General features: G+C 42.5%; 22 protein-coding genes. 9 read left to right on the forward strand and 13 right to left on the reverse strand.

The features are described 5' to 3' along the window. Positions 1-189: 189 nt before the first annotated feature. Together COR50_RS06955 and COR50_RS06960 are read left to right on the forward strand one after the other, a co-directional pair. Positions 190-705 (forward strand): hypothetical protein, encoded by a 516-nt coding sequence (locus tag COR50_RS06955; protein WP_098193327.1) that lies wholly within the window; start codon positions 190-192, stop codon positions 703-705. Between the two features lie 35 nt (positions 706-740). Next, the gene (locus tag COR50_RS06960; RefSeq protein WP_098193328.1) at positions 741-1,229 is read left to right on the forward strand and encodes a YcxB family protein; all 489 of its coding nucleotides are present in this window, start codon (positions 741-743) and stop codon (positions 1,227-1,229) included. A 13-nt stretch (positions 1,230-1,242) separates the two neighbouring features. Here the strand turns inward: COR50_RS06960 and COR50_RS06965 are convergent, their stop codons facing one another. Both COR50_RS06965 and prs read right to left on the reverse strand, forming a co-directional pair. Continuing rightward, positions 1,243-1,674 carry a GNAT family N-acetyltransferase gene (locus tag COR50_RS06965; RefSeq protein WP_098193329.1) on the reverse strand — a complete coding sequence of 144 codons (432 nt, stop codon included), beginning with the start codon at positions 1,672-1,674 and terminating at the stop codon, positions 1,243-1,245. A gap of 5 nt (positions 1,675-1,679) precedes the next feature. Continuing rightward, positions 1,680-2,609: a ribose-phosphate diphosphokinase gene (gene prs, locus COR50_RS06970; protein ID WP_098193330.1), complete on the reverse strand. Its 930-nt coding sequence runs from the start codon at positions 2,607-2,609 to the stop codon at positions 1,680-1,682. 148 nt (positions 2,610-2,757) lie between these two features. On the opposite strand from prs, the gene COR50_RS06975 reads away from it, so the two are divergent. Further along, entirely contained in the window at positions 2,758-3,537 is a 780-nt protein-coding gene (locus COR50_RS06975) for a carboxypeptidase-like regulatory domain-containing protein (RefSeq protein WP_098193331.1), read from the forward strand. 87 nt (positions 3,538-3,624) lie between these two features. Here the strand turns inward: COR50_RS06975 and COR50_RS06980 are convergent, their stop codons facing one another. From COR50_RS06980 to COR50_RS06990, 3 genes are all read right to left on the reverse strand, one after another. Next, positions 3,625-4,974, reverse strand: a complete 1,350-nt coding sequence (locus tag COR50_RS06980) for a TolC family protein (RefSeq protein ID WP_098193332.1) — start codon at positions 4,972-4,974, stop codon at positions 3,625-3,627. Between the two features lie 77 nt (positions 4,975-5,051). Beyond that, on the reverse strand, positions 5,052-8,192 hold the full coding sequence (locus COR50_RS06985) for an efflux RND transporter permease subunit (RefSeq protein WP_098193333.1): 3,141 nt from the start codon (positions 8,190-8,192) through the stop codon (positions 5,052-5,054). Positions 8,193-8,228: 36 nt separating this feature from the next. Beyond that, a complete protein-coding gene (locus COR50_RS06990) occupies positions 8,229-9,308 on the reverse strand; it encodes an efflux RND transporter periplasmic adaptor subunit (protein ID WP_098193334.1) in 1,080 nt (359 codons plus the stop codon). A gap of 657 nt (positions 9,309-9,965) precedes the next feature. Here COR50_RS06990 and COR50_RS06995 point away from each other — a divergent pair. Genes COR50_RS06995 through rnc form a run of 3 tightly spaced genes read left to right on the forward strand, consistent with a single transcriptional unit; the run spans position 9,966 to position 12,221 of the window. Beyond that, positions 9,966-10,202, forward strand: coding sequence for an acyl carrier protein (locus COR50_RS06995; RefSeq protein WP_012788038.1), 237 nt, complete (start codon positions 9,966-9,968; stop codon positions 10,200-10,202). 23 nt (positions 10,203-10,225) lie between these two features. Continuing rightward, complete coding sequence (gene fabF, locus COR50_RS07000) at positions 10,226-11,479, forward strand: beta-ketoacyl-ACP synthase II (RefSeq protein WP_098193335.1); 1,254 nt, start codon at positions 10,226-10,228, stop codon at positions 11,477-11,479. Positions 11,480-11,483: 4 nt separating this feature from the next. Beyond that, on the forward strand, positions 11,484-12,221 hold the full coding sequence (rnc, locus tag COR50_RS07005) for a ribonuclease III (RefSeq protein WP_232516296.1): 738 nt from the start codon (positions 11,484-11,486) through the stop codon (positions 12,219-12,221). Between the two features lie 17 nt (positions 12,222-12,238). Here rnc and COR50_RS07010 read toward each other — a convergent pair whose 3' ends face one another. From COR50_RS07010 to COR50_RS07030, 5 genes are all read right to left on the reverse strand, one after another. Further along, positions 12,239-12,868 carry a GyrI-like domain-containing protein gene (locus COR50_RS07010; RefSeq protein ID WP_098193337.1) on the reverse strand — a complete coding sequence of 210 codons (630 nt, stop codon included), beginning with the start codon at positions 12,866-12,868 and terminating at the stop codon, positions 12,239-12,241. A 95-nt stretch (positions 12,869-12,963) separates the two neighbouring features. Further along, positions 12,964-13,416 (reverse strand): hypothetical protein, encoded by a 453-nt coding sequence (locus tag COR50_RS07015; RefSeq protein ID WP_098193338.1) that lies wholly within the window; start codon positions 13,414-13,416, stop codon positions 12,964-12,966. 306 nt (positions 13,417-13,722) lie between these two features. Next, positions 13,723-14,688, reverse strand: coding sequence for a helix-turn-helix transcriptional regulator (locus COR50_RS07020; protein ID WP_098193339.1), 966 nt, complete (start codon positions 14,686-14,688; stop codon positions 13,723-13,725). Between the two features lie 316 nt (positions 14,689-15,004). Then, positions 15,005-16,039 carry a cytochrome d ubiquinol oxidase subunit II gene (gene cydB / locus COR50_RS07025; RefSeq protein WP_098196126.1) on the reverse strand — a complete coding sequence of 345 codons (1,035 nt, stop codon included), beginning with the start codon at positions 16,037-16,039 and terminating at the stop codon, positions 15,005-15,007. 18 nt (positions 16,040-16,057) lie between these two features. Continuing rightward, positions 16,058-17,440 (reverse strand): cytochrome ubiquinol oxidase subunit I, encoded by a 1,383-nt coding sequence (locus COR50_RS07030; protein WP_098193340.1) that lies wholly within the window; start codon positions 17,438-17,440, stop codon positions 16,058-16,060. A 696-nt stretch (positions 17,441-18,136) separates the two neighbouring features. On the opposite strand from COR50_RS07030, the gene COR50_RS07035 reads away from it, so the two are divergent. The 3 genes from COR50_RS07035 (at position 18,137) to COR50_RS07045 (ending at position 21,635) form a co-directional block, all read left to right on the forward strand. Then, positions 18,137-20,218, forward strand: coding sequence for an ATP-binding response regulator (locus tag COR50_RS07035; protein ID WP_098193341.1), 2,082 nt, complete (start codon positions 18,137-18,139; stop codon positions 20,216-20,218). Positions 20,219-20,243: 25 nt separating this feature from the next. Next, positions 20,244-20,699, forward strand: a complete 456-nt coding sequence (locus COR50_RS07040) for a DinB family protein (protein ID WP_098193342.1) — start codon at positions 20,244-20,246, stop codon at positions 20,697-20,699. 99 nt (positions 20,700-20,798) lie between these two features. Next, entirely contained in the window at positions 20,799-21,635 is an 837-nt protein-coding gene (locus COR50_RS07045) for a DUF695 domain-containing protein (RefSeq protein WP_098193343.1), read from the forward strand. Positions 21,636-21,659: 24 nt separating this feature from the next. Here the strand turns inward: COR50_RS07045 and COR50_RS07050 are convergent, their stop codons facing one another. From COR50_RS07050 to COR50_RS07060, 3 genes are read right to left on the reverse strand one after another with little or no spacing between them, the layout of a single operon-like run. Continuing rightward, on the reverse strand, positions 21,660-22,436 hold the full coding sequence (locus COR50_RS07050) for a M90 family metallopeptidase (RefSeq protein ID WP_098193344.1): 777 nt from the start codon (positions 22,434-22,436) through the stop codon (positions 21,660-21,662). Positions 22,437-22,440: 4 nt separating this feature from the next. Further along, positions 22,441-23,151: a LytR/AlgR family response regulator transcription factor gene (locus COR50_RS07055; protein ID WP_098193345.1), complete on the reverse strand. Its 711-nt coding sequence runs from the start codon at positions 23,149-23,151 to the stop codon at positions 22,441-22,443. Then, positions 23,148-24,164: a sensor histidine kinase gene (locus COR50_RS07060; RefSeq protein WP_098193346.1), complete on the reverse strand. Its 1,017-nt coding sequence runs from the start codon at positions 24,162-24,164 to the stop codon at positions 23,148-23,150. The genes COR50_RS07055 and COR50_RS07060 overlap by 4 nt, the downstream gene beginning before the upstream one ends. Between the last annotated feature and the right edge of the window lie 43 nt (positions 24,165-24,207).

The raw sequence follows: 24,207 nt of genomic DNA on the forward strand, positions 1-24,207 counted from the left end.
TTTAATGATTAAATCCAATAAAAATGATGAGTGGTAAGGGCTGAAGTAAATATTATTAAATTATTTTATTAGTTATTTAATGTTAAAAAAAGTGAAAAATTGAATAAAACCTGGTGTTAAAGCCAAATTAGCAAGATGCAATCAATTAATTTTTGTATTTTTAGGCACTTAATTTAAATCTTTACCCGTATGAAAAAGCTGTTGTGTATACTGTTGCTTATGACAGTAACGGTTGCTTCAGCACTTGCTTCGGATGGAAAGAAGGTCGCCAACAATGGAAATAAGGATAAAGATAAAGGCGGCAAAAATGGTGAGAAGGAAAAATCCGAAAAAGTAAGTACTAAAGTTACTGCTAAAACCAGCAAGGTCGAAGAATTTATATGGAGTTTGCCACGTGAGGCTGATAAGGTAGATGATAATGAGCTGGACAAAGCCATGATCGACTTATATAAATGGTATTTGCAAAATGAAACCAAAGTCAATAATAACGTTCAACAACGGGATATTGATGATGGGGAAGATGTGGCTATACCTTTCAAAGTAGATCCAAGGGTTCTTCAACAATATATGCAGTTTATTAAGAAAAATTTTCCGGGTCTCAATACCGAGGATCTAAATAAGCGTACGTCGGCTTTCCGCAAATCTTTAGAACCAGTTTCTTACCGCGACGATATTCTTTTTAATAATAACCAAATTACAAAATAGCCTAAGCCAAGTTCAACGCGGGATGGATTGTCGTGATGGTTCTAGAATTTTCCTATAATAAGCAAGAGGTCATTAATGCCTTAAGGTATCATTTCTGGCAACGGGGAGAAATAAAAGTATTTAGGTACACGGGGTTAATCCTTGCCGTATTTTCAGCGGTGGGCTTTATCTTGGGTTTCGTAAATGTTCAAGCATTAACGGCTGTAATGGCCGTAGTTACCTTGATGTATGCTTGCTTTTTCTTCTTGCTACCGATATCCACCTATAACCGTGCTTCTACTTTCAAGGAAAATATCAGGTTACGTTGGAATGAACAGGGAATATTGATCAACACCTTTTCCGGGGAGCGGCTATTGCCTTGGAAGCAATTTAAACAGGTGGTTGAAACTCGCACTTTTTTCTATTTATACAAGGATTCTAAATCGTTTTTCCTGGTGCCCACGAATGCTTTCTCTTCCGAGGCTGAAAGGCAGGCATTCAGCTTGTTATTGCAGCAGTTGTACAAAAATTACAGGTTGGCTTAATAAAAATAAATCGTTATAACCTCTTCTGCATCGTGAAATGCGGTATGCCTACCTCGGTAAATTCATCTCCTATTATTTCGTAGCCATTCTTCCCGTAAAAGGGAACTGCCACTTTCCTGGCATGCATCATCAATATTTTGAAACCGCCATCCCTGGCCTGGCGTTCTGCAAATGCCAGCACCTGCGCACCTACCTGCTGCCCTTGAAAGCCGGGTGAAACGGCCATCTGTCTTAATTGGACGGTGGTATCATTAACGGGAGTTAATATGCAGCAACCTACTACTTTACCGCCTATTAGTGCTGCCAATAATATATCGTTGATTTCCTGCTGTAAGTATGCTTCTGTAAAACTTAAACCCAAAGGTTTCCTGAGTACCTCATCCCGGAGTTGTACCATTTCGTGGTACGCACAGCTGCCGTATGTAAGTATTTCGCATGTTATCATATACACTAAGGATTTTCATGAAAATAATCAACGATCAACCCTGCAACAGAAACTACCGTTAGCATTTTATCCTTAATTTTTAAAGCGCCCGGGTGCGTGTCTGTACACATGATATGCTTAATTATGCCGCTGTTTTTGATCCTTTCAAATCCATCCGCAGCGAATATTCCGTGGGTCGTGATGACGAATATCTCGCTGGCGCCCGCTTCTTTGTATGCTTCCGCGGCATGAATAAGTGAGCCCCCGGTGCGGATCATGTCATCATAAATAATAACTAATTTATCTTTTACATCTGCACTGATCGCGGTAATCATGGTTTCTTCTCCCGACAACCTCTTTTTGAATACGAATGCGGCGGTTACTTGCATATCATTCGCTAAGGATTCTACCCATTTGGCCCTGCCGGCATCGGTACTCGCTAGAACGAATTCTTTGCCGCCTGCTAATTGCAAGGCTGCTTGCTTAACGAATTCTTTAGCATATAAATGTACGGGGCGGATATTATTATCAAAATAATATGTAATGCCATCTACATGCAGATCGATCATGATAATCTTGTTGCCGTAAGAGGTGGCAGGTAAGCTGGAAAAAAGCATCGCCCGGTTCTTGGCCTTAACTATTTCCCCGGTTTTAACCGCCCTTTCCATCGTGGAATACCCGAAATACGGTATCACTATACTCAAAGATAATGCACCGTATTGTGCGCATCCTGCTGCCAGATCCAGTAATTCCATCGTAGCGGTATCGTTGATAGTTCCGCCGATGATCACTACCTCTTTATCGTTAACATCGCTTAAAATCCTTTGGTAATGTTCGCCGTCGGGGAAATCCCTGGTCTCGACAATTCCATTTTCCCAACGGTCGCCAGTTAGGGCTAAGATATTGTTTGCCAAGTAATAATAAGGCTGCGTAGCAAATATGATCCGGTGTGACATAATTTCTGGCTAATATTTTTCAAAGATATTTTATTTTGTGAGTTTTGATATTGGAATAATGCTTGCATAGTATCATGGTAGGCGCTAGAAGTAATTTTTAAACTTTTAACTTTTCGTTTGACTATGTAAAGTTATATTTGAAGGGTTTATGATGAAGCAAATCTACTTATTCTTCCCGGGGCTAATTTCCATTTTATTATTTGTGGGTATGCAGCAATCGGTGGCTCAAACCGTTCGTATTAATGGTATGATCTCCGATGCCGATACGCATGTGGGATTGCCGGGAGTTAGTATTTGGAATAAAACCTCGGGAGCAGGAACGGTAAGCAATGAAACGGGGAGGTATTTCGTGGAGGCACGCCCGGGAGATACGATCGAGTTTTCTATGATCAGCTACGTGAGAACGCAAATCGTGATACCGAGTGTTTCTTCAATTATGAATATTGATCTGCAAAAACAAATTATAGGTTTGCAAGGGGTTAATATCCGGGGGCGTATTTATAGCTTGGATTCTGCGCGCACCCGTGCTGAATATGACCGCTATTTTAATTATAAGAGGCCCGGCGCATTAGACGTATTGAAGACCTTACCCTCAAATCCTATTACGGCACTAACTTACTTGGTGCCCAGCAAGGCGCGTAAAAGGAAAGAAATGTTCCGGGGCCAATTAGAATATTGGGAAAAGGAAAAATATATCGATTATAGATATAACCCTGAAGTAGTACAAAAGATGACGAAGTTGGAAGGAGCTGAATTAGATACTTTCATGATGAAATACCGCCCGAGCTACCAATTTTTGCAAACTGCTTCGGAATACGATTTTCTACTCTTTATCAAGCAATCATATGCTAAATATCTTTCCGAAAAGAAGGCCGATGCCATCACCGATAGTTTGAAATTGGGCGATTCGAGCCGGCAAGGGTATTAAAAAAATCGCCCCAAAATTTTGAAGCGATTTCAAGATAAAACAATCAAAAGAAAACAACATGAGATCCATGTATGTCAATAAATAACTTTATGGATTCATCAAAGAATTAGTTAACCTTAAAAGTTCTGTTTCGGCTAACTTAGTATTGTATCTAGCAGTGATCAGCCTGTTGTAACCATCTTCCAGGCTCTGTTGGGCTTCTTTTAATTCAATAGTGGTTGAAACTCCCTGGCGGAATCTTTCCAATGCTACCATCACGTTCTCCTTGGCTAGTAAAATATTCTCTTCTTCTAACTCGATAGCATCTTTATAATATTGATAATCTTTGAAGGCATTATCTACTAACAATAGCACCTGTGTTTTTTGATTTTCCTGCGCTAATTCCTGGTATTCAACATCCAACTTGGCTGCTTTATACTGCCTATGGGCATTCAACCCGTTGAAGATCGGGATCGAGGCAGTAAACCCGTAATTGAAGCCGTTGTTACGATTATAAATTGAACTAAACTGGTTAACCGCTTGGTTCGATTTGTTCAAATTATATGTATAGGATGAATTAAAATTGATCGTTGGTAAAAATTCTCCTTTCCGTTCTTTTACGGTAAGGTTTGCAATATTGATGTTTTGTTCGCCTACTTTTAATGCTGTATTTGCTTTCAATACATTATTTCTAATAGTCGCATAATCGATTTGAAGGTTTACCGGGATCGTATCCGTTACATCGTAGAACGTGTTGGATTGGTTAACTACAAGTAATTGATTCAAGCTGGATTTACTTTGCGCGATGAGCGTCAATTGCCTGAGCCTTGCCGCTTTTTGTGCGTTTAGGTCTACCTTCGCTTGTAATAAATCCGTTTTTGGTCCCAAGCCCGTTTGGAACTTGGCATCGGATAGTTTTACGCGCTCTTCGGAAATTGACATTTGCTCCGTAATTGCTTTCAACTGCTGCTTTTGTTGCACGATATTGTAATATCCCGCTATAACGTTTGCTACGGTGTTCACCACTTGATCCTTGACTTGGTATTCACCGAGATCACGTATTGCGGCTACCTTTTGACGTGTTGCAAACATTTTAAGTCCATCGAAAAGTGTCCATTCAAGATCCACGGAAGCAGAGGAAGTATTATTCTTTATCCCGCTCACATCATTCTTGTTGCCATTTGCAAATTCCTGGTGACTCGCGGAATTTGTCCATCTACGTGAAGCCGTTCCATTTAGCCTAGGCGCTAATGCGAGGTTTGCATAAGCCCAATCGTTGGCTGATACTTCTGCCACGTTTTGCGCAAGCCTGATATCGTAGTTATTCTTTAAAGCCAGGTCTATCGCTTGCTCTAAAGAGAGTACTTTAGATTCTTGGGAAATCACCTGCTCCTGCGCATTTGCAATGGTATTCCATCCCAGCAAGACGAGTATTAAACAAAGTCGGATCAATTTCATGTTCCTTTTCCTTTTCTTCTATTTATTTGGAAACCCTTGCCCGCCAGCCGAGGGGGCAAGAGATCGATTGTTAAATATTAAGCATGTGCTGTTGCTACATCCGCAGAGTTTCCTTGCGCTTCCTGTTCTTGCATCATCTTGTCGTAGTCGGAGATCTTTTTCCTACGGGATAAGAATGCATACATCGAAGGAATCACGTACAATGTTAAGATCAATGAGAAAACGATACCGCCCACGATAACAATACCCAGCGGGATACGGCTAGTAGAAGCGGCGCCCAAGGACATCGCGATCGGTAAAGCTCCCAATGCCATGGCCAAGCTGGTCATCAGGATGGGCCGTAAACGCATTTTGGATGCTTCTACCACTGCCTCGATTTTATTGAGCCCCATATCCCTTTGATGGTTGGCAAATTCCACGATCAGGATACCGTTCTTCGTTACCAAACCGATCAACATGATCATCCCGATCTGGGAGAAGATATTCAAAGTGTGACCGAAGATCTTCAATGATAAGAACGCACCCGCGATGGCCAATGGTACCGTTAGCATGATAATGAACGGATCGACAAAACTTTCGAATTGCGCCGCCAAAACCAAATAAATCAATACCAAGGCAAGTATAAATGCAAAACTGGTGTTGGACGAACTCTCGGCATAATCGCGGGATGAACCCGATAATGCATATTGGAAGGATTCATCAAGAACGCTGTCCTGCTTTAATTTTTTATAAATATTATCCATCGCCGCGATACCGTCACCGATGGTTTTGCCCGGCGCCAGCGCGGCGGAAATGGTAGCCGATTTATACCGGTTGAAGTGGTAGATAACAGGTGGTGCGGTTTCTTCGGTAATCGTGATCAGGTTATCCAGCTGGATCGCTTCGCCGTTAGTATTACGAACGTAGAAATTTTGTAGATCCGATGGATCATCGCGGTTTTCGCGGAAAACTTGTCCCATTACCTGGTACTGTTTACCATTTCTCACGAAGTAGCCATATCGGCGGTTACTTAAGGCCAATTGCAAGGTTTCCGAGATGTCGGCAACGGATACCCCTAATTCGGTCGCTTTTTCACGGTTGATCTGTATCCTTAATTCAGGCTTGTTAAATTTCAAATCCACATCCACGATACCTTGAAATGTTGGATCGGATAAAGCTGCATCCATGAACTTAGGAACGGCGGCCGATAATTTTTCAAAGTTGATGTTCTGCAAAACGAATGCTACCGGTAAACCGCCACGGCGACCAACGGAGATCGTTTGCTGCTCTATGACAAATACCCGTCCTTCGGGGAACTTATTCATATTCCTGTTTACCATGTTCACGATATCCTTCTGGGAACGCAGCCTATCTTCCGGATCAACGAGTTTCACGTTTAAGAAGGCGCTGTTTACAGAACCTGCTCCGGAAAATCCGGGTGCCGTAACGGAAAGGATGATCTTGCTTTCCGGAACAGAATCTTGGATAAAGTCGGTCAACTTGGTAACGTATTTATCCATATAATCATAAGAAGTGCCTTCCGGCGCTGTAACCGACATCCTGAACTGGCTGCGATCTTCCAGCGGGGCTAATTCCGATTGGATCGTTGTACCGATCAAGTAAATGATGCCCAGGCACGCTAAAATGATAAAAACGGCTACCCAGCGGATTTTCATAAATGCCGATAGGGAAGCCTTGTAACCATTTTCCATCCCGCGGAACATCGGCTCCGTAAAGTTGTAGAACCAGGAGTGTTTATGTGTTTTGCGGGATAATTTTACGTTCAATACGGGGGTTAAGGTTAATGATACGAAGGCAGAAATCAATACTGCACCTGCTACCACGATACCAAATTCCCGGAACAATTGCCCCACGAATCCTTGTAAGAAGATGATCGGTAAGAATACGAATGCCAGCGTAATGGAAGTGGCGATTACCGCGAAGAATATCTCTTCTGAGCCTTCCTTCGCCGCTTTCATCTTCGGGTATCCCATTTCTATCTTCTTGTAAATATTTTCCGTTACCACGATACCGTCATCCACTACCAGTCCCGTTGCTAATACGATCGCCAACAAGGTCAAGATGTTGATCGTAAAGCCGCAGATATACATGATAAAGAAGGCCCCGATCAATGAAACGGGGATATCCACCAAGGGACGTAATGCCATCAGCCAATCCCTGAAGAAGAAGTAAATAATGAGGATTACCAGGGTCAGCGCCACGATCAGGGTTTCTTCCACCTCGCTGATCGAACGCTTGATGAAGGTGGTATTATCCATCGCGATGTTCACGCGGAAATCTGCCGGGATATCTTTCTTAATGTCTGCCAAACGTTTGTAAAACTCGTCCGCGATTGCTACATAGTTTGTCCCGGGCTGCGGTACGATAGCCAGGGCAATCATCGGTTGGCCGGATTCTTTCAACACGGTTTCCTCGTTTTCGGGTCCCAGGACGGCCGCGCCGATATCGCGGATGCGGATCTCGCTACCGTTCACGTTTTTCACGATGAGGGCGTTAAATTCCTCTTCCGTATCCAGTCGCCCGAAAGTCCTCACCGTTAATTCCGTTGCATTTCCGGCGATTTTTCCAGAGGGTAATTCCACGTTTTCTTTCAATAAGGCTGCTTGCACATCGGAAGGAGTTAATGCATAGGCAGCTAACTTCGAGGGGTCCAGCCAAATTCTCATCGCGTATTTCTTCTCACCCCAAATTTGGATGGTTGATACACCGGGAATAGTTTGCAGCCTTTCCAGCAATACGTTGGTGGCAAATTCGGTCACTTCGAGTTGGTCGCGGGTATTGCTCTGCACGGTCATAGAGATGATCGCGTCCGAGTTGGCATCCGCCTTGGAAACTACCGGCGGTGCATCCAAATCATCAGGAAGGGAGCGTTGCGCCCGCGAAACCTTGTCGCGCACATCATTGGTGGCGGCTTCTAGATCCTCGCCCAGTTCAAATTCCACGGTAATATTACTATTACCTTGACTACTGAGGGAGGAGATATTCCTGATACCAGCTACCCCGTTGATTGCTTTTTCAAGGGGTTCGGTAATTTGTGTTTCAATAATATCGGAGTTCGCACCGGCATAAGAAGTGCGGACATTCACGATGGGGGGATCGATGGCGGGATAATCCCGTACCCCGAGGAAGGTAAAACCCACGATACCGAAAATCACGATGATAATATTCATTACCGTCGCGAGAACGGGTCTTTTGAGCGATAAACTAGGTAAACTCATACTACTGCTTGTTTTCCAATATCCAATAAACTTGAATTACTCAATAGACTTAAACTTCATGTTCATCCCATCGCGCAATTGCAATATTCCTGTCGTAATAACGGTATCTCCCGGCTCTAGGCCCATTAGTATTTGGATGTTATTCTCATCGCGAACGCCTGTTTCCACGATTACGGACTTGGCCAAGCCATTTTCGGAGATAATCACTTTCTTATCCCTTGTTCCGGGAATAACGCATTGTGATGGTATCATGATGGCATTGGGAATATCTTTTAAAGAAATCGTGGTTTTGGCAAAAGCGCCCGGCAAAAGTTTATTCCCGGGGTTGGGTAATAAAGCCCTGAGCTTCAGGGAGCGGGTAGCCAGGTCGATTTTGGGATCGATCGCGTAAATTTTTCCTTTATAGGTATTATTATCACCGGCAACGCTGAACGATATTTCGTCACCGACTTTTACGGCATTCCGGTATTTTTCGGGCACGGTAAAATCAATTTTGAGCGGGTTCAGCTGTTGCAAGGTCGTCATGATGGTAGTTGGGGATACGATGGCGCCTTCGCTGACGTTCCTTAAACCTATGGTGCCGCTAAAAGGCGCCCTGATTTCCGTTTTCTGCAATTGGGCTTGATTATATTCGATGTCTGCACCGTAAGCGCTGACTTGATTAGCGGTAACATCAACATCCTGTTGGCTGATACCGTTGATTTTCAATAATGATTCCTGCCTTTTGAGGGTCGTTTTTGCCAATTCCTGCTGTAATTTCAGTTTTTGGAGTTGCGCCTTGATATCTTCGTCATATATCTTCACTAATAATGCTCCCTTGGCAACATTAGCGCCTTCCTTGAAATAGATATGGGTAATCCTACCCGAAATTTCAGGTTTGAGTTCAACCTCTTCGTTGCTTTGCAGGGTGCCGCTGGCATTGATTGCTTCATCGAGCACCGAAGTTTTCACGACGTGGGCATCTACCAGGATTTCCTTCTTTTTCTGGTTGGCGCCAGCATTAGGCTGGATCAATTTTTTCTCTTCCTTACCGGCTAAGGCTTTATAAACAAAGAAGCCAATAACACCGACAACGAGCAAAATTAGAATAGTTCTTAAAGTCTTATTACTGCGCATGTATATATAATATGTATGGTATTAAACGAAATAACTTGGTACGTGAAGCAAAAATCCCCGAACAACGGGCCAGGTTAAGGGAAATAGTCTAGAAATAGTAGCAAGTACCAAACCCAACAAATTTAGTAAATGGGCTCAATCCTTACCAATAGCCGTTTTTAAATATGGTTAAGTGGTAGATTGTACATGTGAATGGCAACCCTTTTTTCAGGCTAAAAACTGGTCTTGCGGCGACCCTCCAAGCAATTTAACGAATAAAATGGAGCTTCGATAAGTGGTCTTAACACTATTTAACGTTGCCTGCTATATATAGATGATTTTACGATAAGATGGAAGCAACTATTAATGAGGGGGTTATAATTATAGGTGATAACATCTTATAAGGAGGGGTTAAACTGGAAATGAATAACAAGGCAAGGTTAATAGAAAAGATGAAAAATGGTATTTATATGTCTAAAATATTAAATAATTCGCTTTTCATTTTTTAGGCTTTACCGGGGCTGAAGTGCTTATTAGCAATGTGTTACAGCCGATGTAGAAGGGGAAATAGGCAATTGAAAATGATGAAATTATGGGTTAAAATTGGCCGATACTGTTGGCAATTCAATAAAAATTATATTTTTGCACTCAAGTTTTAAACCAAAAACACTTAAAATTATGTCAGACATTGCATCAAGAGTTAAAAAGATCATTATCGACAAATTAGGCGTTGACGAAGCCGAGGTAACTCCTGAAGCTAGCTTCACCAACGACTTAGGCGCAGACTCTTTGGATACGGTTGAACTGATCATGGAATTTGAGAAAGAATTCAATATTTCAATTCCTGATGAACAAGCTGAGACAATCACAACTGTTGGCCAGGCAGTAGCTTACCTGGAAGAACATGTAAAATAATCCAACTAATCAGAACTGTTTTAATGCAACCCAGACGAGTAGTCGTTACAGGTTTAGGCGCGCTGACACCGCTCGGCAATTCTGTTGATGCTTATTGGCATGGATTGACGAACGGTGTTTCGGGCGCAGATTTTATCAAGCAGTTTGATGCTTCTAAATTCAAAACTCGCTTTGCCTGTGAACTAAAAGATTTTGATCCGGCCAACTATATGGATAAAAAGGATGCCCGTAAAATGGATCCTTTTACCCAAACAGCGGTCATAGCTTCTGACCAAGCTGTTCTTGATGCCAAAATAGATCGAAATACTATCAATGTTGATAGGGTCGGTGTTATTTGGGGTACCGGGGTAGGTGGTATGATTAATTTCTGTAACGAGCTGCAAGAGTTCGCTCAAGGAGACGGAACTCCCCGTTTTAGTCCTTTCTTAATCCCTCGCCTAATTTTAGACATTGCCGCAGGGCATATTTCCATCCGGAACGGCTTCCGGGGGCCTAATTTTTCCGTAGTTTCCGCCTGTGCTTCGGCAACGAACGCCATCATTGATGCCATGTACCACATCCGTTGGGGTAAGGCTGATATGGTCGTGACCGGCGGTTCGGAAAATATTATCAACCAGGCCTGCGTGGGTGGATTTAACGCGATGAAAGCCTTGTCTGAAAGAAATGATGATCCAAAAACGGCGTCCCGGCCATTTGATATGGATAGGGACGGCTTCGTAATGGGGGAAGGCGCCGGTGCATTAATTGTGGAGTCTTTAGAACATGCTCAAGCCCGTGGTGCCCATATTTATGCCGAGCTTGTTGGCGGTGGTGCAACCGCGGATGCTTATCACCTTACTGCCCCCCATCCGGAAGGGCTAGGTGCTAAGAATGTAATGACCCAAGCTTTGAATGATGCCGGGCTAAACGCGGATGATATTGATTATATCAACGTACACGGAACTTCAACACCCCTTGGTGACGTGGCCGAGGTTAAGGCCATCCAACAGGTTTTTGGGGATGCTGCTTATAAATTGAATATCAGCTCCACAAAATCCATGACGGGCCACCTGCTGGGTGCTGCAGGGGCCGTGGAAGCCATCGCTGCCATCCAGTCCATCATTCATGGCATCGTTCCACCAACAATTAATCATTTTACGGACGACCCGCAACTGGATCCAAAACTTAATTTTACCTTTAATAAAGCGCAACAAAGAGAAGTAAGAGCGGCTTTGAGCAATACCTTCGGGTTTGGTGGTCACAATGCTTCTGTTATCTTCAAAAAATTTGTTCCTTGATGGTGTGAAAATATTACCTGGATTTCTATATCGTTTTGTCTTTAAAAAAAGGAAACTCTACAAAGACCTCTATAACTTGCTCGGCTTCCGGCCGGGTAACTATTCTTTGTATGAAGTAGCCCTTAGCCATCGTTCTAGTAAAGAAAAATTTCTTGAAAGTAACGAGCGGTTAGAATATTTGGGTGATGCCATCCTCGGCGCCATCATCGGTGATTACCTGTTTAAGAAATACCCTTACAAAACCGAGGGTTATCTTACGGAAATGCGCTCCAAGATCGTAAACCGGCAACAGTTAAACGACATTGCCATCAAGATGGGGCTCCGCAAGCTCACGATCTATGATAAATACAACAGTTTCCTCAAAATTTCCCAAATTTTCGGTAATACGCTGGAAGCCCTAGTCGGTGCCGTTTACCTGGATAAAGGCTACGAAAAAACCAAGCAATTTGTTCATAAACGCATATTGGTGCCCTATATTGACCTTGAGGCGCTTGAATCCGTTGAAATGAACCACAAGAATAAATTGTATGGTTGGGCCAATAAACAGGGTAAAAACCTCGAATTTGAGCTTTTGGAAGAACAGATGGATAATGGCCGGCGGATCTTTACCGTTGGCGCCATGGTAGATGGCGAGCTGATATGTAGCGGGAAGGCTTTCAACAAAAAAGACGCCTCCCAAATTGCAGCGCAACAGGCCATCGAATTGCTGGGTATCAGTGATAATGGGAAGGACAATAATTAACCTACAGGCTCCCAAGTTTATATTCCAAATTGTTTTACCGGCAACCGTAGTATCGTTTTCCATTTGTGCGTGGGCACCTTGGTAGCATCCGAAAGGTAGATCTCGTGATGCAAGCCACTTTGCACAACGCCCATCTTTTCCATGTATAACTTCATGGCCTCTAGCGTAATGGTTTCATTCTCGTAAGATCCTACATGTAGGCATTGTACAACAAGGCCCCCGTTCCCGTTTTCTAAACTTACCCGGGGTGCCAATACTAATTTCTTCTTGTGGAAAATGACCGCTTTCACATGTTCAATATCCCCGGCAGTAACATAAGCGGGCATCCGTATCATCAATTTCCAATACCACTGTTCGCGTGAAACCGATAGGGCGTCTTTTCCATCTTCCACCCACCAAAGGCCTTCTAACTTGGGAACAACGAAGTCTTCCAATAACTTCTTATATATCGATTTCACACCGTAAGCCACTGCAAATAAAGTTTGAATGCTATTATAAAACAGGGGGCTTCCCGGTGCACCCTGACCCTCCAGGCAAATAAATTGCCCGGCCTCCAACATTTCTAACCTCGGCTGGGTGGTAGCAGAATAATATGATTTGTATAATTTTGTTAGATCAATTTTTTGTGTCAATGATTTTATATCCATCTTGATAGATTTTTAGTTTGGATGAAGTATTTCCATTAAGGTTGCCAATAATAATGCGGTCCAGACAACTTTATTTAAAAAGGGGAGATGGTTTTTCATTTTATTCCAACTTGAATATAAGTGAGATTGTCTTGTTCCCTGTCAAAGTTACACAGCAGGTATTGTTCCCTTGTTTCGCCGCTAACTTGGATACCGGAATCGTTTAACTTGTTGAAAATTAAAGAATACGAACGGAGCATTTCCGACCATGCTCCGCAGTGCAATGCCGCGTAGCACTCAAAGGCCGGCAATTCAATACATTTGTATGGATTAAGAACCGGTTTGGGTGAAATAACAGGGATGCCTATACGAAGATTGAATGGTTCATTGCTTGCAGGGTTAAAACCTTGATAGTGCCATTGCATTACCCCGGCTATTTCTAGGCCGAATTGTTGCGCGGCAGCAAATAGTTCCTTGGGAATATGCCTGACATATGCTAGCATTCCCGGTGGAGTAGTACGGTATTCCCGGCAGAAGAAATACATGGCAGGCTGCGTGATTTTTTCCATAAGCTTGATTTACTTGATATTGCAAAATAAATCGGTGGTGATGACAACCTTATGTCAGTAGCTGGAGAAAATGGCAAAAAAATTCCTGGTAAGAAGCCAGGAGTATTCGAAACCGGGGTTCGGTTTTTGAATGTTTTGCCCGGATGTTCAAAAACCTTGCTGGTTCCGGCTTCCAAGCTCGGGGCCACGCACTAGCCGAACACGATATTTTGTCAGTTGAAGGTTGTTCCGCATAGGAGACCGAGCTTGGAAGCTCGAACTAGCGGGACCCGGTGAGAATAATTTAAATGCTTAGCCAGCAAGCGTTTAACTATTCATATAATGATCATGTATTTCAGACACCAGGCGCTTCATTACGATCTTTAATTCTTCAGGGAAAACGACGGTGGCCCCTTTACCCCATGGCAGCAACCAGCGACCGAAATATTCTAGCGAACCATGTAAAAAGTGAAATTCGGAATTGCCATCCGGCAAAACAATCTCCTCAACCATGCCGTAATGCATCCTTTGATCGCGCATAATGCGGGCAATACGGGGAGTTAAAATAAGTTTTATCAAATGTGAGGACTCCGGCATTTGTTGTTGTTTTGCCAGGTATTCGCTAAAGGTCATGTAGTTTTTCCGGTTAAATGTTTTATCGGAGACCATCAGTTGTTTAATCCGGTCTAACCTAAAGTCACGGTAATCATTTCTAAGCAAGCAATACGCGATCATGTGCCAGCAACCGGAAAGGTAAAACACCCCTATTGGGGCCACATTCCTTTCGTTTTGAGAACCATTGTAAGAAGAGTAGTAAACCATGTTTACGATTCTGCCGTGCGCGATGGCATACTGAACATCGGAAGAAAATTTATTAGGAAATTCTGTATTGGTATGAATAGCTCTGCCGGCTATCACGGCAATATTTTCATCCAGGGATTCGAGGTAATCCTTTTCGGTCCCGCGCAAAACGGCCCGAATCTTTTGCATGGCAATTGAAAACTGTTTTTGGTTTGATTGATCACCGAGTTGCGCCATCAATTTTTCGCCGGTAAGCAGCGCTGCGGCCTCTTCCTTGCTAAACATCACCGGCGGCAGGTGGTAGCCTTCCACGATATAATAACCGGTGCCGGCTTCCGCACCGATAGGTACCCCGGACTCTTGCAAGGCTTTCACATCCCGGTAAACAGTTCTCAAACTGATATTAAAACGTTCCGCGATTTCGGCGGCTTTCACGATCTTTTTTCCTTGCAATTGTATCAGGATGGCATTGAGTCGATCAATCCTATTCATGGTTTCAATTTAGATAAAATTTATTTTTTAATGGATATGGAAAGAAAATCGAAGATTTTTTTTTTATCGTATTAAACTTAACCTATTTTTACATGTCTATTGGCAAAGTGGTCATCCCAACTAATTAGGTTATAATATAAATTATATAAATTATTTAGCTATAAAGCTTGAAGAAACTAGTTGCTGTTACAGCATATAGTTAGGTTAAATGGTAAAAGCCCTGGTAATTCTTTACCGGGGTTCATTATTTTAAGAATGATCTCATCCCCCTATTAATTAATTTTAATGAAATTTTAATGCGCTGAAAATATTGCATTTAATAACTCATCTCGTTGAGCTTCACTTTTCCCCTGAAAGTCCAGAACACGAAAACCGTGTAAGCTAGTACCAGCGGTGTTCCTATGGCGGCTATCAATAACATGATCTTGAGTGATTTCGCGGTTGACGCAGCTTGGTATATGCTGATATTATAAGCTGGATCTATGGAAGAAATGATGATGTTAGGATATAAACCTATCGCGAATAAAATCAATAAGACGGCCGTCGTGATACTGGAAAATATAAATGCTGTAAAATATTTCCTGCTGTCAATATTCCGCTTGATATTCAAAACGGCCAAAACGGCAATCAAGGGTAAAGCAAACAAAAAGGGATTATTTTTAAATTCCGCCGTCATATGGGGAATATAAATTAGTGTAGCCATCGAGGTTAGGATGAAGCAAAGGATGAAGAATTTACTACAGTTGTTCACGAGGATAGTCAATTTGGCATATAACCTTTGTTCTGTTTTCATGGCCAGGTAAATGGCGCCATGTAACATGAACAGTGCCAACGTAGTAAAAGCGATCAAAATGGCGTAGGGGTTGAAAAATGTAAGCAAATTACCCGTGAATTCATGTTTTTCGTTGAATGGTAAACCATTGATTAGGTTTCCTAACACCAGTCCCAATAGGAGCGTAATCAAGGTGCTGGAAACGGTATAACTGATGTCCCACATCTTGCGCCACCAAGCCATCGGTTCTTTACTTCTAAACTCGATGGAGATAGCCCTGAAAATTAGTGCTACCAGGAATAACATGAATGGAATGTAAAAGGTGCTGAATATTACACCGTACACCAATGGAAACCCGGCGAATAGGGCGCCACCCGCGATAACTAACCAAACTTCGTTGCCATCCCATACCGGCCCGATCGCATTCAGCGCGGTGCGCCTGCTTTCTTCCTTGTTAAAAAATAGGTGCAAGGCGCCGGCTCCCAGGTCGAAACCATCCAATACACCGTAACCGGTAATCAAAGCGCCGATGACCAAGAACCACCAGGTGGGCAGATCCATGCCTAGTAATGTTTCCATCTCCATCTGTAATAATTTTTATGATTGAATAGCGCCCACGTTCCGCTTGGAATAAGCATCGCTGGCTTCTTCCTCGTTCTCGTTCACATCGGGGCCATGTTTGATTTTATTATTTAGTAAATACAGGAATAATATGAACAATACGATATAAACAAATGTGAAAAGTACCAAGGAAAATATGACCTGGTTGGCGGTAACCGTTTTCGACAGCGCATCGGAAGTGCGTAACAAGTTGTACACTACCCATGGCTGCCGCCCCACTTCGGCAGCATACCATCCGGCTTGGTTGGCGATTTGCGGTAGCAGTACTGCTAATACGAAAACCCGCATCAACCATTTCTTTTCAAAAAGTTTTCCCCTGCGCCACAAATACAGGGAATATAAGGTTAATAATATGATGGAAATGCCAATGGCCACCATTAAGTGATATAATTGGAATACAAAATTGACTGCTTTCGGTTGGTCTTCCGGCGGAAAATCATTCAAGGCCTTCACCGGGGCTTTGAAATTGCCATGCACGAGGAAGGAGAGTCCCCCGGGTACTTTCACCCCGCTTACTTTCTGATCTTTCGTATGCACCCAGCCTAATAAATACATATCAGCCGGGGTGTTGGATTCGAAATGCCCCTCCATCGCCGCTAGTTTGGCAGGTTGATATTCGCTGACATATTCCGCGGACCGGTGGCCGGTAAACAATTGCAATAAACCCGAGATGCTCGCCACCACCAAACCAATTTTGAACATTGCCTTGGCGGAAGAGAGGTGCCGGTTTTTAAGAATATACCAAGCGCCAATGCTCATGACCAAGAAGGACCCCGCGAGGAACGAACCTATTATAACATGCGAAAAACGATCCATGGAAGAAGGGTTGAAGAACATCTCCCAAAAGTCGGTAATAACAGCCCTGGCTTTCATGCCTTCCCCCTCGATCCGGTAACCGGCAGGGGTTTGTTGCCAAGAATTGGCCACTACTATCCAAAGTGCGGAGAAGATTGAGCCCAGTGCCACCATGATCGTTGAGAAAAAGTGTACCCCTTTGCTAACCCGGTTCCAGCCGAATAGAAGGATTCCCAAGAAACCGGACTCCAAGGCGAAAGCAAAGATGCCTTCAGCGGCGAGGGCGCTCCCGAAAATATCGCCCACGTATTCCGAGTAGGTTGCCCAGTTAGTTCCAAATTCAAACTCCATCACGATGCCGGTTGCCACGCCGATCCCGAAAATCAAGGCGAATATCTTGATCCAGAAGCGGGTGATATGTTCATACATCTTATTCCCCGTTTTAAGATACATCCCCTCCATAATGACGAGGCAAACACCCAGCCCTATACTCAACGGCGGATAGATGTAGTGGAAGGCTACTGTGAAAGCGAATTGGATCCTCGATAAGATTTCAACTGACATACACGTTAGTTTTATTGGGCAAACATGTTGTAAAGGTATCAATTCTATTTTCCTACCTAATGATGTTTATCATATTTCTTCGTTCAACGATTAGAATATTGAATTGTTCACTTTTTATATCAATTATTGCCCGGCTGCAAGCTTGCAATAATCATTTGTACCGATTGGCAAGCATGCGATTGATATATAAAATACCGGGTAAGAAAGTAATTATATCAAGGAATGTTAGCCGCCGGGAGATCGTGGTATATAAATTTTTATCCTAATAAAATCGCCCCTGTTTTTATTTACTTGAATCTTTCATTATCAATATGACAGGAGTTCTTTCAATAACAAATGCTTAACAAAAATATTGGGTTTAAGTTTTACTTTTAAGCCGTCAACCGTTGTTACAACGGAATTAATACAAGCAACAGCGCCCGGCAGTTTTCTGCCGGGTTATTTTTTAGGAGCCCGTTAGTAAATCAGGAAATATTCAGGTAAATTCGTGAAACAATTAACAATTGAGATATTGAACTTTATTTATTAACAAGTAAAAATCAACCACTTGTAAACAGGTTGTCCGAAATTAGTTTGAGATTCGGCAAAATTGCCTTAAATTAATATAGCACTGCAACTGTTTGCTATGAACAACCCAAGGCTTGCCCCGGCAAGTTTTTAATAACTGGTCATGGATGATGAAATTTCCCCGTTAGTATGATTAGTGAAAAGTTTTACCGCGTAAAAAGAATTGGCATTACGCCCGAAGTACATGAGTCGGACGTACAGCATATAATGATCGTGAATTCATTCAGTTTCATTATTGCCATACTATGCTTTTTCTACGGCTTGGGGCTTTCGTTAATTTCAGGTGTATGGATCATCCAGTATTCCGCGTTAATATTTGTGGCCGGTTTCTTTACCCCGCTTTTATTGAATAAACTACATTATTATACGGCGGCAAAGGTCTTTTTACCGGTAAATATCTGTTGCCTGGTACTCTATTACGGCCAGTTATTCGGTGAAATAACAGAAGTACACTTGCTTTGTTTTTTCTTGATCGGCGTACCATTATTGATTTTTAATAAGAAGGAGGCATTATCCAAGTTTATTTGCATGTTGCTACCTATATTATCCTTGGTGCTGCTTGAAATCAACAATCACTACCTGGTTTTTGAACCTTACCCCTTCCCCGCGGATGTGGCTAACATTTTCCGGTGGCTGATTATGGCCGTGATACTATTATTAAATTGCGTAATTATCAGCTTTTATCAATCTAATATTAATACACTTATAAATACCCTTGGTATCAGGAATACCGCGTTAACGAGGAGTAGGGACGAGATCGAGCTGCAAAAACTTCAATTGAAAGATGCTTACCACCAGTTGGAAGAATATAATTACAACCTGGAGGACCAAGTGGCAGCGAGAACGGAAGAGATCAATATCGAAAGAGCCATATTACAAAGCACTTTTGCCGATCTGAAAATAAGCTACGATAAGCTCTCCAACACGGAATCGAACCTGATGCGGCAAGTATTCGAGATAGAACGCACCAAATCGAATTTACAGGTTGCCAAGAACCAGGCGGAAGCTTCCAATAGGGCTAAGACACAGTTCCTGCATGAAATTAGCCATGAAATCAGGAACCCGCTGAACGCGATAATTGGTATTACCGATTTGATCCTAAACCACGAAGCTGAAGAACATATTTCTCCATACGCCCGTAACCTGATCGAAAATATCAGCACCAGTGGCAAAACTTTGCTGGGGATAGTAAACGGTGTCCTTGACATGGCCAAGATCGAATCCGGTAAAAGAATTGAAGTTGTTGAAGAGAAGTTCGATTGCCACCAATGGATTGAATCGGTTTTAAATGTTGCCATGAGCTTGGCAGAATCTAAAGGTGTAAAGCTGGAATATTCAATCGGCAGGATGCTGCCACGGTACCTTTCGGCTGATAAAAAGCTGCTCACGCAGGTATTAAATAACCTTGTTGGAAATGCCGTGAAATTTACCCCTCGCGGTAAATCGGTCTACATCACGGCTGATCTCAGCTCAACCTTGGAATGGTTTATCAAGATTGAAGACGAGGGCCCCGGTATACCGGAAGATAAGCTGGAGGCTATCTTCGACCCTTTCGAACAGGCTGATGCAACGGTTTCGAGGGAATACGGCGGCACCGGGTTGGGTTTATCCATTTCATTAGAGTTAATGACGGTAATGGGCGGCGCTATCGCCGTTTCTTCCAAACTGGGCGAAGGTTCCACGTTTAAGATTTCGATGCCTTGTGTTACCACGGTGGATATCGAAGAGCTATTTACAGCAAGCGTGCCCGTTGAAGTGGTGCAAGAAGGGATGCCGAGGGGAAAAAGGATTTTGCTGATGGAAGATAACAAGGTGAATCAAATGCTTATAAAGCGGTATTGCGAGAGTATGGGCCTTTTAATCGAAATGGCCGGAGATGGCGAAGAAGGCATATTGATGGCCCTGGAAAGGAAGCCCGATTTAATCCTGATGGACTTACACATGCCGAAATTAAACGGTTTAGAGACCATGTTGCGGTTGCGGGCGATGCCCAATATGTGTAAAATTCCCATTATCGCAATTTCTGCGGATGCCTTTAAGGATCAGCAAGCAGCGGCATTAGAACAGGGTTTTAATGATTACCTGGTAAAACCCGTCGAATATAATATGCTCTACTTGCTGATGTTGAAGTATTTGTCTATGGCCGTGCCGGCAAAAGCGGGAAAAGATGCCCAAATGGTCATCGATCATGAAGATTCTTCGGATGCCTAATCTATTGGCTCTTAAAACTACCTATATGAAACCGGATGTATTCACAACCATTTTAGTTAGGGATTTAAACAAGTTAAAGGCTGAATTAAACGCCTATTTCAATGAAAGTAGTATTTGGCAAGTATTGCCGGGAACTACTAACAGCGCTGGAAACTTGGCCTTACATTTAGTCGGTAACCTGAATCATTATATCGGGCATGTGCTGGGAAAGTCGGGTTATCAAAGGCAAAGGGATAAAGAATTTAGCCTCAAGGATGTACCCCGAAAAGAAATTATTTTAGCGATAGATTATACGGCAGACCTGGTTAAAAGGGTTATGGACGAGTTAAGTGAAGCTGATTTAGAGCAACCTTTTCCCGAAAAATATGGAGATGAAATAGTACTGACAGGATATTTCTTGGTGCATCTATGTAGCCATGCCGCATACCATATCGGGCAGGTGAATTATCACCGGAGGCTATTGCATTACATCCCCGCGTAGCCCTAAACTTCTAGCTAAAAGTTCGTTAAAATGTAGATCCGCGATCTTGATCCCGCTTCCAGTCCTTTATCTTTGAGCCTTGACCAGATTATTTTCTTGATGTTGAGAAGGATATTTTTATTTGTATTATTGATTTGTAGCATATCTACATTTGCCCAGGAGAAGGTTGATAGCTCGAAAGGCAAGGATATTTGGGATACCTATGTTGCGGAATATACGAAAGGACTGGGTTCCGTAATGTATAATCAAAGTTTAAAGAAAATAGCGCCCATATCATCCATGCCGTACATGTTAATGGTAGGGGTGAACTGTAAAACAAATGACGGAAGGGATCTGCCGACCCCGGAAGAAATCGATCAGCTCTACGCCATGAGCGATACGATCACCACCGTGATCAAGAGGCAGGTGAAGTTGTTTAAATTGGCCGGTAGCAGAACTTACCATAACCAGCGTTACGATTATTATTATGTAAGCGATACAGCTAAATTACAAGATAAGATAGCAGAAGCTTTCCATGAAAAGTTCCATTATTACAAGTTCCATATCAAGTTTAAAAATGATCCTGGATGGAACGGGTATCTGAATTTCTTATATCCAAGCGCTACTATATTGGAGTTCAAGCAGAATAATGAAATCATCGCGCGATTGAGAAGCGCCGGTGATCATCTGGATATACCAAGAAATGTAATGCACTTCCTACGGTTTAAAGAAGTAGTAGACAGGGAGAAATTCGAAGAACTGGTAAAGGAACAGGGCTTCGATGTGAAAGTGAAACTTTTTGATCAGAAGAACCTGGTCATGCCATTCCGCATATGCATCAGCCGGGAAGACCCGGTATCGGCAAATTTCATCAACCCGGTTACGGTTATGTTAAGAAAGCTGGCCGCCCGCTGCAATGGGGAATACGAGTTCTGGCAATCCCCTGTTGTCAATTAAGCCGTTGGGGATCACAATATTTTACTATGGCTCTTTTGCCAAGTCCTGGTTGAATACCTTGCTCAATATTTCATAAAGTTGCGGGTGTTTTTTGGCTAGTTCCGACGGTTTCTCGAAAAAGTATTCGGAGGCTACCGCTAAAAACTCCCCGGTATTCATAGCTGCATAAGGGTTGATATCGGATTTACCATGTTCTATCCTCGCGATCTCCTTATGGACCAATTGAATCCAAGGTAAAGTATAACTATGTTCTAATAAATTCTGGGGGATGCCATCTACGGCGCCGTCAGATTTATCCAGCAAATGAACAAATTCGTGGATGGCCGTATTCTGCTTGTCGGCAGAATCGGAAAAACCATCGCGTAAAGCTCTCCTTGAAAGGATCATTTGACCATTCATATGCCCGCTGCCTACCATGCCGAGGATATTACGCCTATCACCTTCGTACTGGTAAGTTTCATCGAATGTATCCGGATATATTATAACATTCGTAAGGTTATAATATTTCCATTCTTTAAAGCCGAAAATGGGGATTACGGCGCTCGCTGCTATCAAGGTCTTGTCAATATCTTCCACTTCTATACCGATACCTTCAATATGGGTGCGTTCTAAAAAATCTTTTGCTTTCGCTACGAACGTTTGTTGATCTTCTTGACTCAATTTTTGATAATAAGCAACATGTTCTTGTAATAATTGCGGTAAGCTACCCGGCACATTCGCCTTCGCTTTTTCCTTTCGTCTTCTTTTAGAAAGAACTATGATGACTATAATAATTAGAGCAAGGCCAATCAATATTTTCATAAAACTATTTTTTCAGTATGTGATGTTGCATGATAAATTGTTGTACCTGGTCTTTCATGCTGCGGGAGACCGGCACTTCAAATGTACCTAATTCCAGGATTTGGAGTTGTAACCCCGTGATTTTAGATGTATTGACCAGGAAAGATTTATGTGTTTGTAATAAAGTGCCTTCCGGTGCAGCTTCTAGGAAGGATTTCAATGTAGAGAGGATCATAAATTTCCCGGTTTCTGTAACTACGGAAGTATAATTTTCTTTGGCTTCAAGATAAATGACTTCACTCCAATTGAGTTTTACCCATTTATCCCCGGCCTTCACAAAAATAAAGCCTTGTTCGATAGTCTTGGGATGATGATCTTTTTTAAATACCTCGTACGCCCTGTTGGCAGCTTTCAGAAAGCGTTCAAAGGAAACGGGTTTCAGCAAATAATCTACGGCTGCCAGTTCAAACCCATCGATGGCATATTGTTCGAAAGCCGTGGTAAAGATTACCATGGGAGGGTTCTGCAAACCTTTCAATAAAGAAATGCCGGACATGTATGGCATCTCGATGTCAAGGAAAATAAGATCTACGGATTGCTCCCTTAAGAAATTGTTCAGGCTGATAGCATCCCCGCATGTACCGACTAATTCCAAGTAGTCAATTTTTTCAATATACCCTGCCAGGCCTTTCCTCGCAACAGGTTCATCATCTGTTATCACGCATTTTAATCTCATAGATCAATAATTAGGCTAGCTGTAAAATAATCTTCTTTAGCGATGATATTAAATGAATGGGCACCCGGATATTGTATACTTAGGCTCCTTTTTAAATTTTCCAGCCCGATGCCACCTTTCAGGTTTATGGGAATTGACCCCGGTACGGCATTGGAAACTTCGAATAGCAATTTCCCATCCTGGAACCGTGCGGCAATTTTTATCCAGTATTCTCCGCCAACATATTTAAAGGCATTTTCTACCAGTGGCAATAAAAGCAAGGGGTAAATCTCCTGCTGCTTTAAATCTTGATCAAATGCTACTTCCAGGACCAGGTGCTCATTCATCCGCTGTTTTTGTAGTTCTATGTAAGACAGGATATGTTGAAGCTCCCTTTCAATAGGCACCTTGTTTTGCTGATCGTATAACTGGTATCGCAGCAATTGTGAAAGTTGCTCGATGGTATATTTAGCTTTATCGACATTTTCATCCATTTGAAAGTAGACGGTATTCAAAGCATTGAAAAGGAAATGAGGGTGGTACTGAGCCCTGAGAAATCTCAGTTCAGCTTGTAATTGCCGGTTGCTGATTTTTTCTAGTTTCAATTGCTGTTCGTAATTATATTGTATCATGAAGTTACCCCGCGATATGGCATAATATAATAGGCTAAACATCCAGGGGATGAGGTAAATATTTACGGCATCATACCACTGCAAACCGTTATCAGTAAAAGCTGCCAAGGGTATCGCTGTAAAGGTAATGATGAGCTGGATAACCAGGCTGATCTGTACGAATTCACGCAAGGGCTTGGACTCTTTCTTGATGATCTTTGCGCGTTGCTTAATAGCGAACTGGTCTATTACATAAATAATGATGTAGCTAGTAATGATTACACAAACTAGTTCTATGACCGTTACATGCCAGGGTCTTAACCAAAACTTGGTGTCCGAGATGACATCATTTACCAACCTTAAGCAAGTGTAAATCCATAAGCCGTATATCAATGGAAATATTTTCTTCCATGTAGTGTTCATGTAAATAAAATTAAACTTATTACCGGGTTCTGTTAAATCTATT

The sequence above is a fragment of the Chitinophaga caeni genome (genome assembly GCF_002557795.1).
Lineage (GTDB): Bacteria > Bacteroidota > Bacteroidia > Chitinophagales > Chitinophagaceae > Chitinophaga > Chitinophaga caeni.

What these genes read in the sequence shown, in the direction of transcription:
- COR50_RS06960 (WP_098193328.1), top strand. Translation starts at nt 741, where the DNA reads ATGGTTCTAGAATTTTCCTATAATAAGCAAGAGGTCATTAATGCCTTA.
- COR50_RS06955 (WP_098193327.1), top strand. Translation starts at nt 190, where the DNA reads ATGAAAAAGCTGTTGTGTATACTGTTGCTTATGACAGTAACGGTTGCT.
- COR50_RS07045 (WP_098193343.1), top strand. Translation starts at nt 20,799, where the DNA reads ATGTTGAGAAGGATATTTTTATTTGTATTATTGATTTGTAGCATATCT.
- COR50_RS06990 (WP_098193334.1), bottom strand. Translation starts at nt 9,308, where the DNA reads ATGCGCAGTAATAAGACTTTAAGAACTATTCTAATTTTGCTCGTTGTC.
- COR50_RS07030 (WP_098193340.1), bottom strand. Translation starts at nt 17,440, where the DNA reads ATGTCAGTTGAAATCTTATCGAGGATCCAATTCGCTTTCACAGTAGCC.
- COR50_RS07015 (WP_098193338.1), bottom strand. Translation starts at nt 13,416, where the DNA reads ATGGAAAAAATCACGCAGCCTGCCATGTATTTCTTCTGCCGGGAATAC.
- COR50_RS07050 (WP_098193344.1), bottom strand. Translation starts at nt 22,436, where the DNA reads ATGAAAATATTGATTGGCCTTGCTCTAATTATTATAGTCATCATAGTT.
- COR50_RS06995 (WP_012788038.1), top strand. Translation starts at nt 9,966, where the DNA reads ATGTCAGACATTGCATCAAGAGTTAAAAAGATCATTATCGACAAATTA.
- COR50_RS07055 (WP_098193345.1), bottom strand. Translation starts at nt 23,151, where the DNA reads ATGAGATTAAAATGCGTGATAACAGATGATGAACCTGTTGCGAGGAAA.
- COR50_RS07010 (WP_098193337.1), bottom strand. Translation starts at nt 12,868, where the DNA reads ATGGATATAAAATCATTGACACAAAAAATTGATCTAACAAAATTATAC.
- COR50_RS06980 (WP_098193332.1), bottom strand. Translation starts at nt 4,974, where the DNA reads ATGAAATTGATCCGACTTTGTTTAATACTCGTCTTGCTGGGATGGAAT.
- cydB (WP_098196126.1), bottom strand. Translation starts at nt 16,039, where the DNA reads ATGGAAACATTACTAGGCATGGATCTGCCCACCTGGTGGTTCTTGGTC.
- prs (WP_098193330.1), bottom strand. Translation starts at nt 2,609, where the DNA reads ATGTCACACCGGATCATATTTGCTACGCAGCCTTATTATTACTTGGCA.
- COR50_RS06985 (WP_098193333.1), bottom strand. Translation starts at nt 8,192, where the DNA reads ATGAGTTTACCTAGTTTATCGCTCAAAAGACCCGTTCTCGCGACGGTA.
- COR50_RS07035 (WP_098193341.1), top strand. Translation starts at nt 18,137, where the DNA reads ATGATTAGTGAAAAGTTTTACCGCGTAAAAAGAATTGGCATTACGCCC.
- fabF (WP_098193335.1), top strand. Translation starts at nt 10,226, where the DNA reads ATGCAACCCAGACGAGTAGTCGTTACAGGTTTAGGCGCGCTGACACCG.
- COR50_RS07020 (WP_098193339.1), bottom strand. Translation starts at nt 14,688, where the DNA reads ATGAATAGGATTGATCGACTCAATGCCATCCTGATACAATTGCAAGGA.
- COR50_RS07040 (WP_098193342.1), top strand. Translation starts at nt 20,244, where the DNA reads ATGAAACCGGATGTATTCACAACCATTTTAGTTAGGGATTTAAACAAG.
- COR50_RS06975 (WP_098193331.1), top strand. Translation starts at nt 2,758, where the DNA reads ATGATGAAGCAAATCTACTTATTCTTCCCGGGGCTAATTTCCATTTTA.
- COR50_RS07060 (WP_098193346.1), bottom strand. Translation starts at nt 24,164, where the DNA reads ATGAACACTACATGGAAGAAAATATTTCCATTGATATACGGCTTATGG.
- COR50_RS06965 (WP_098193329.1), bottom strand. Translation starts at nt 1,674, where the DNA reads ATGATAACATGCGAAATACTTACATACGGCAGCTGTGCGTACCACGAA.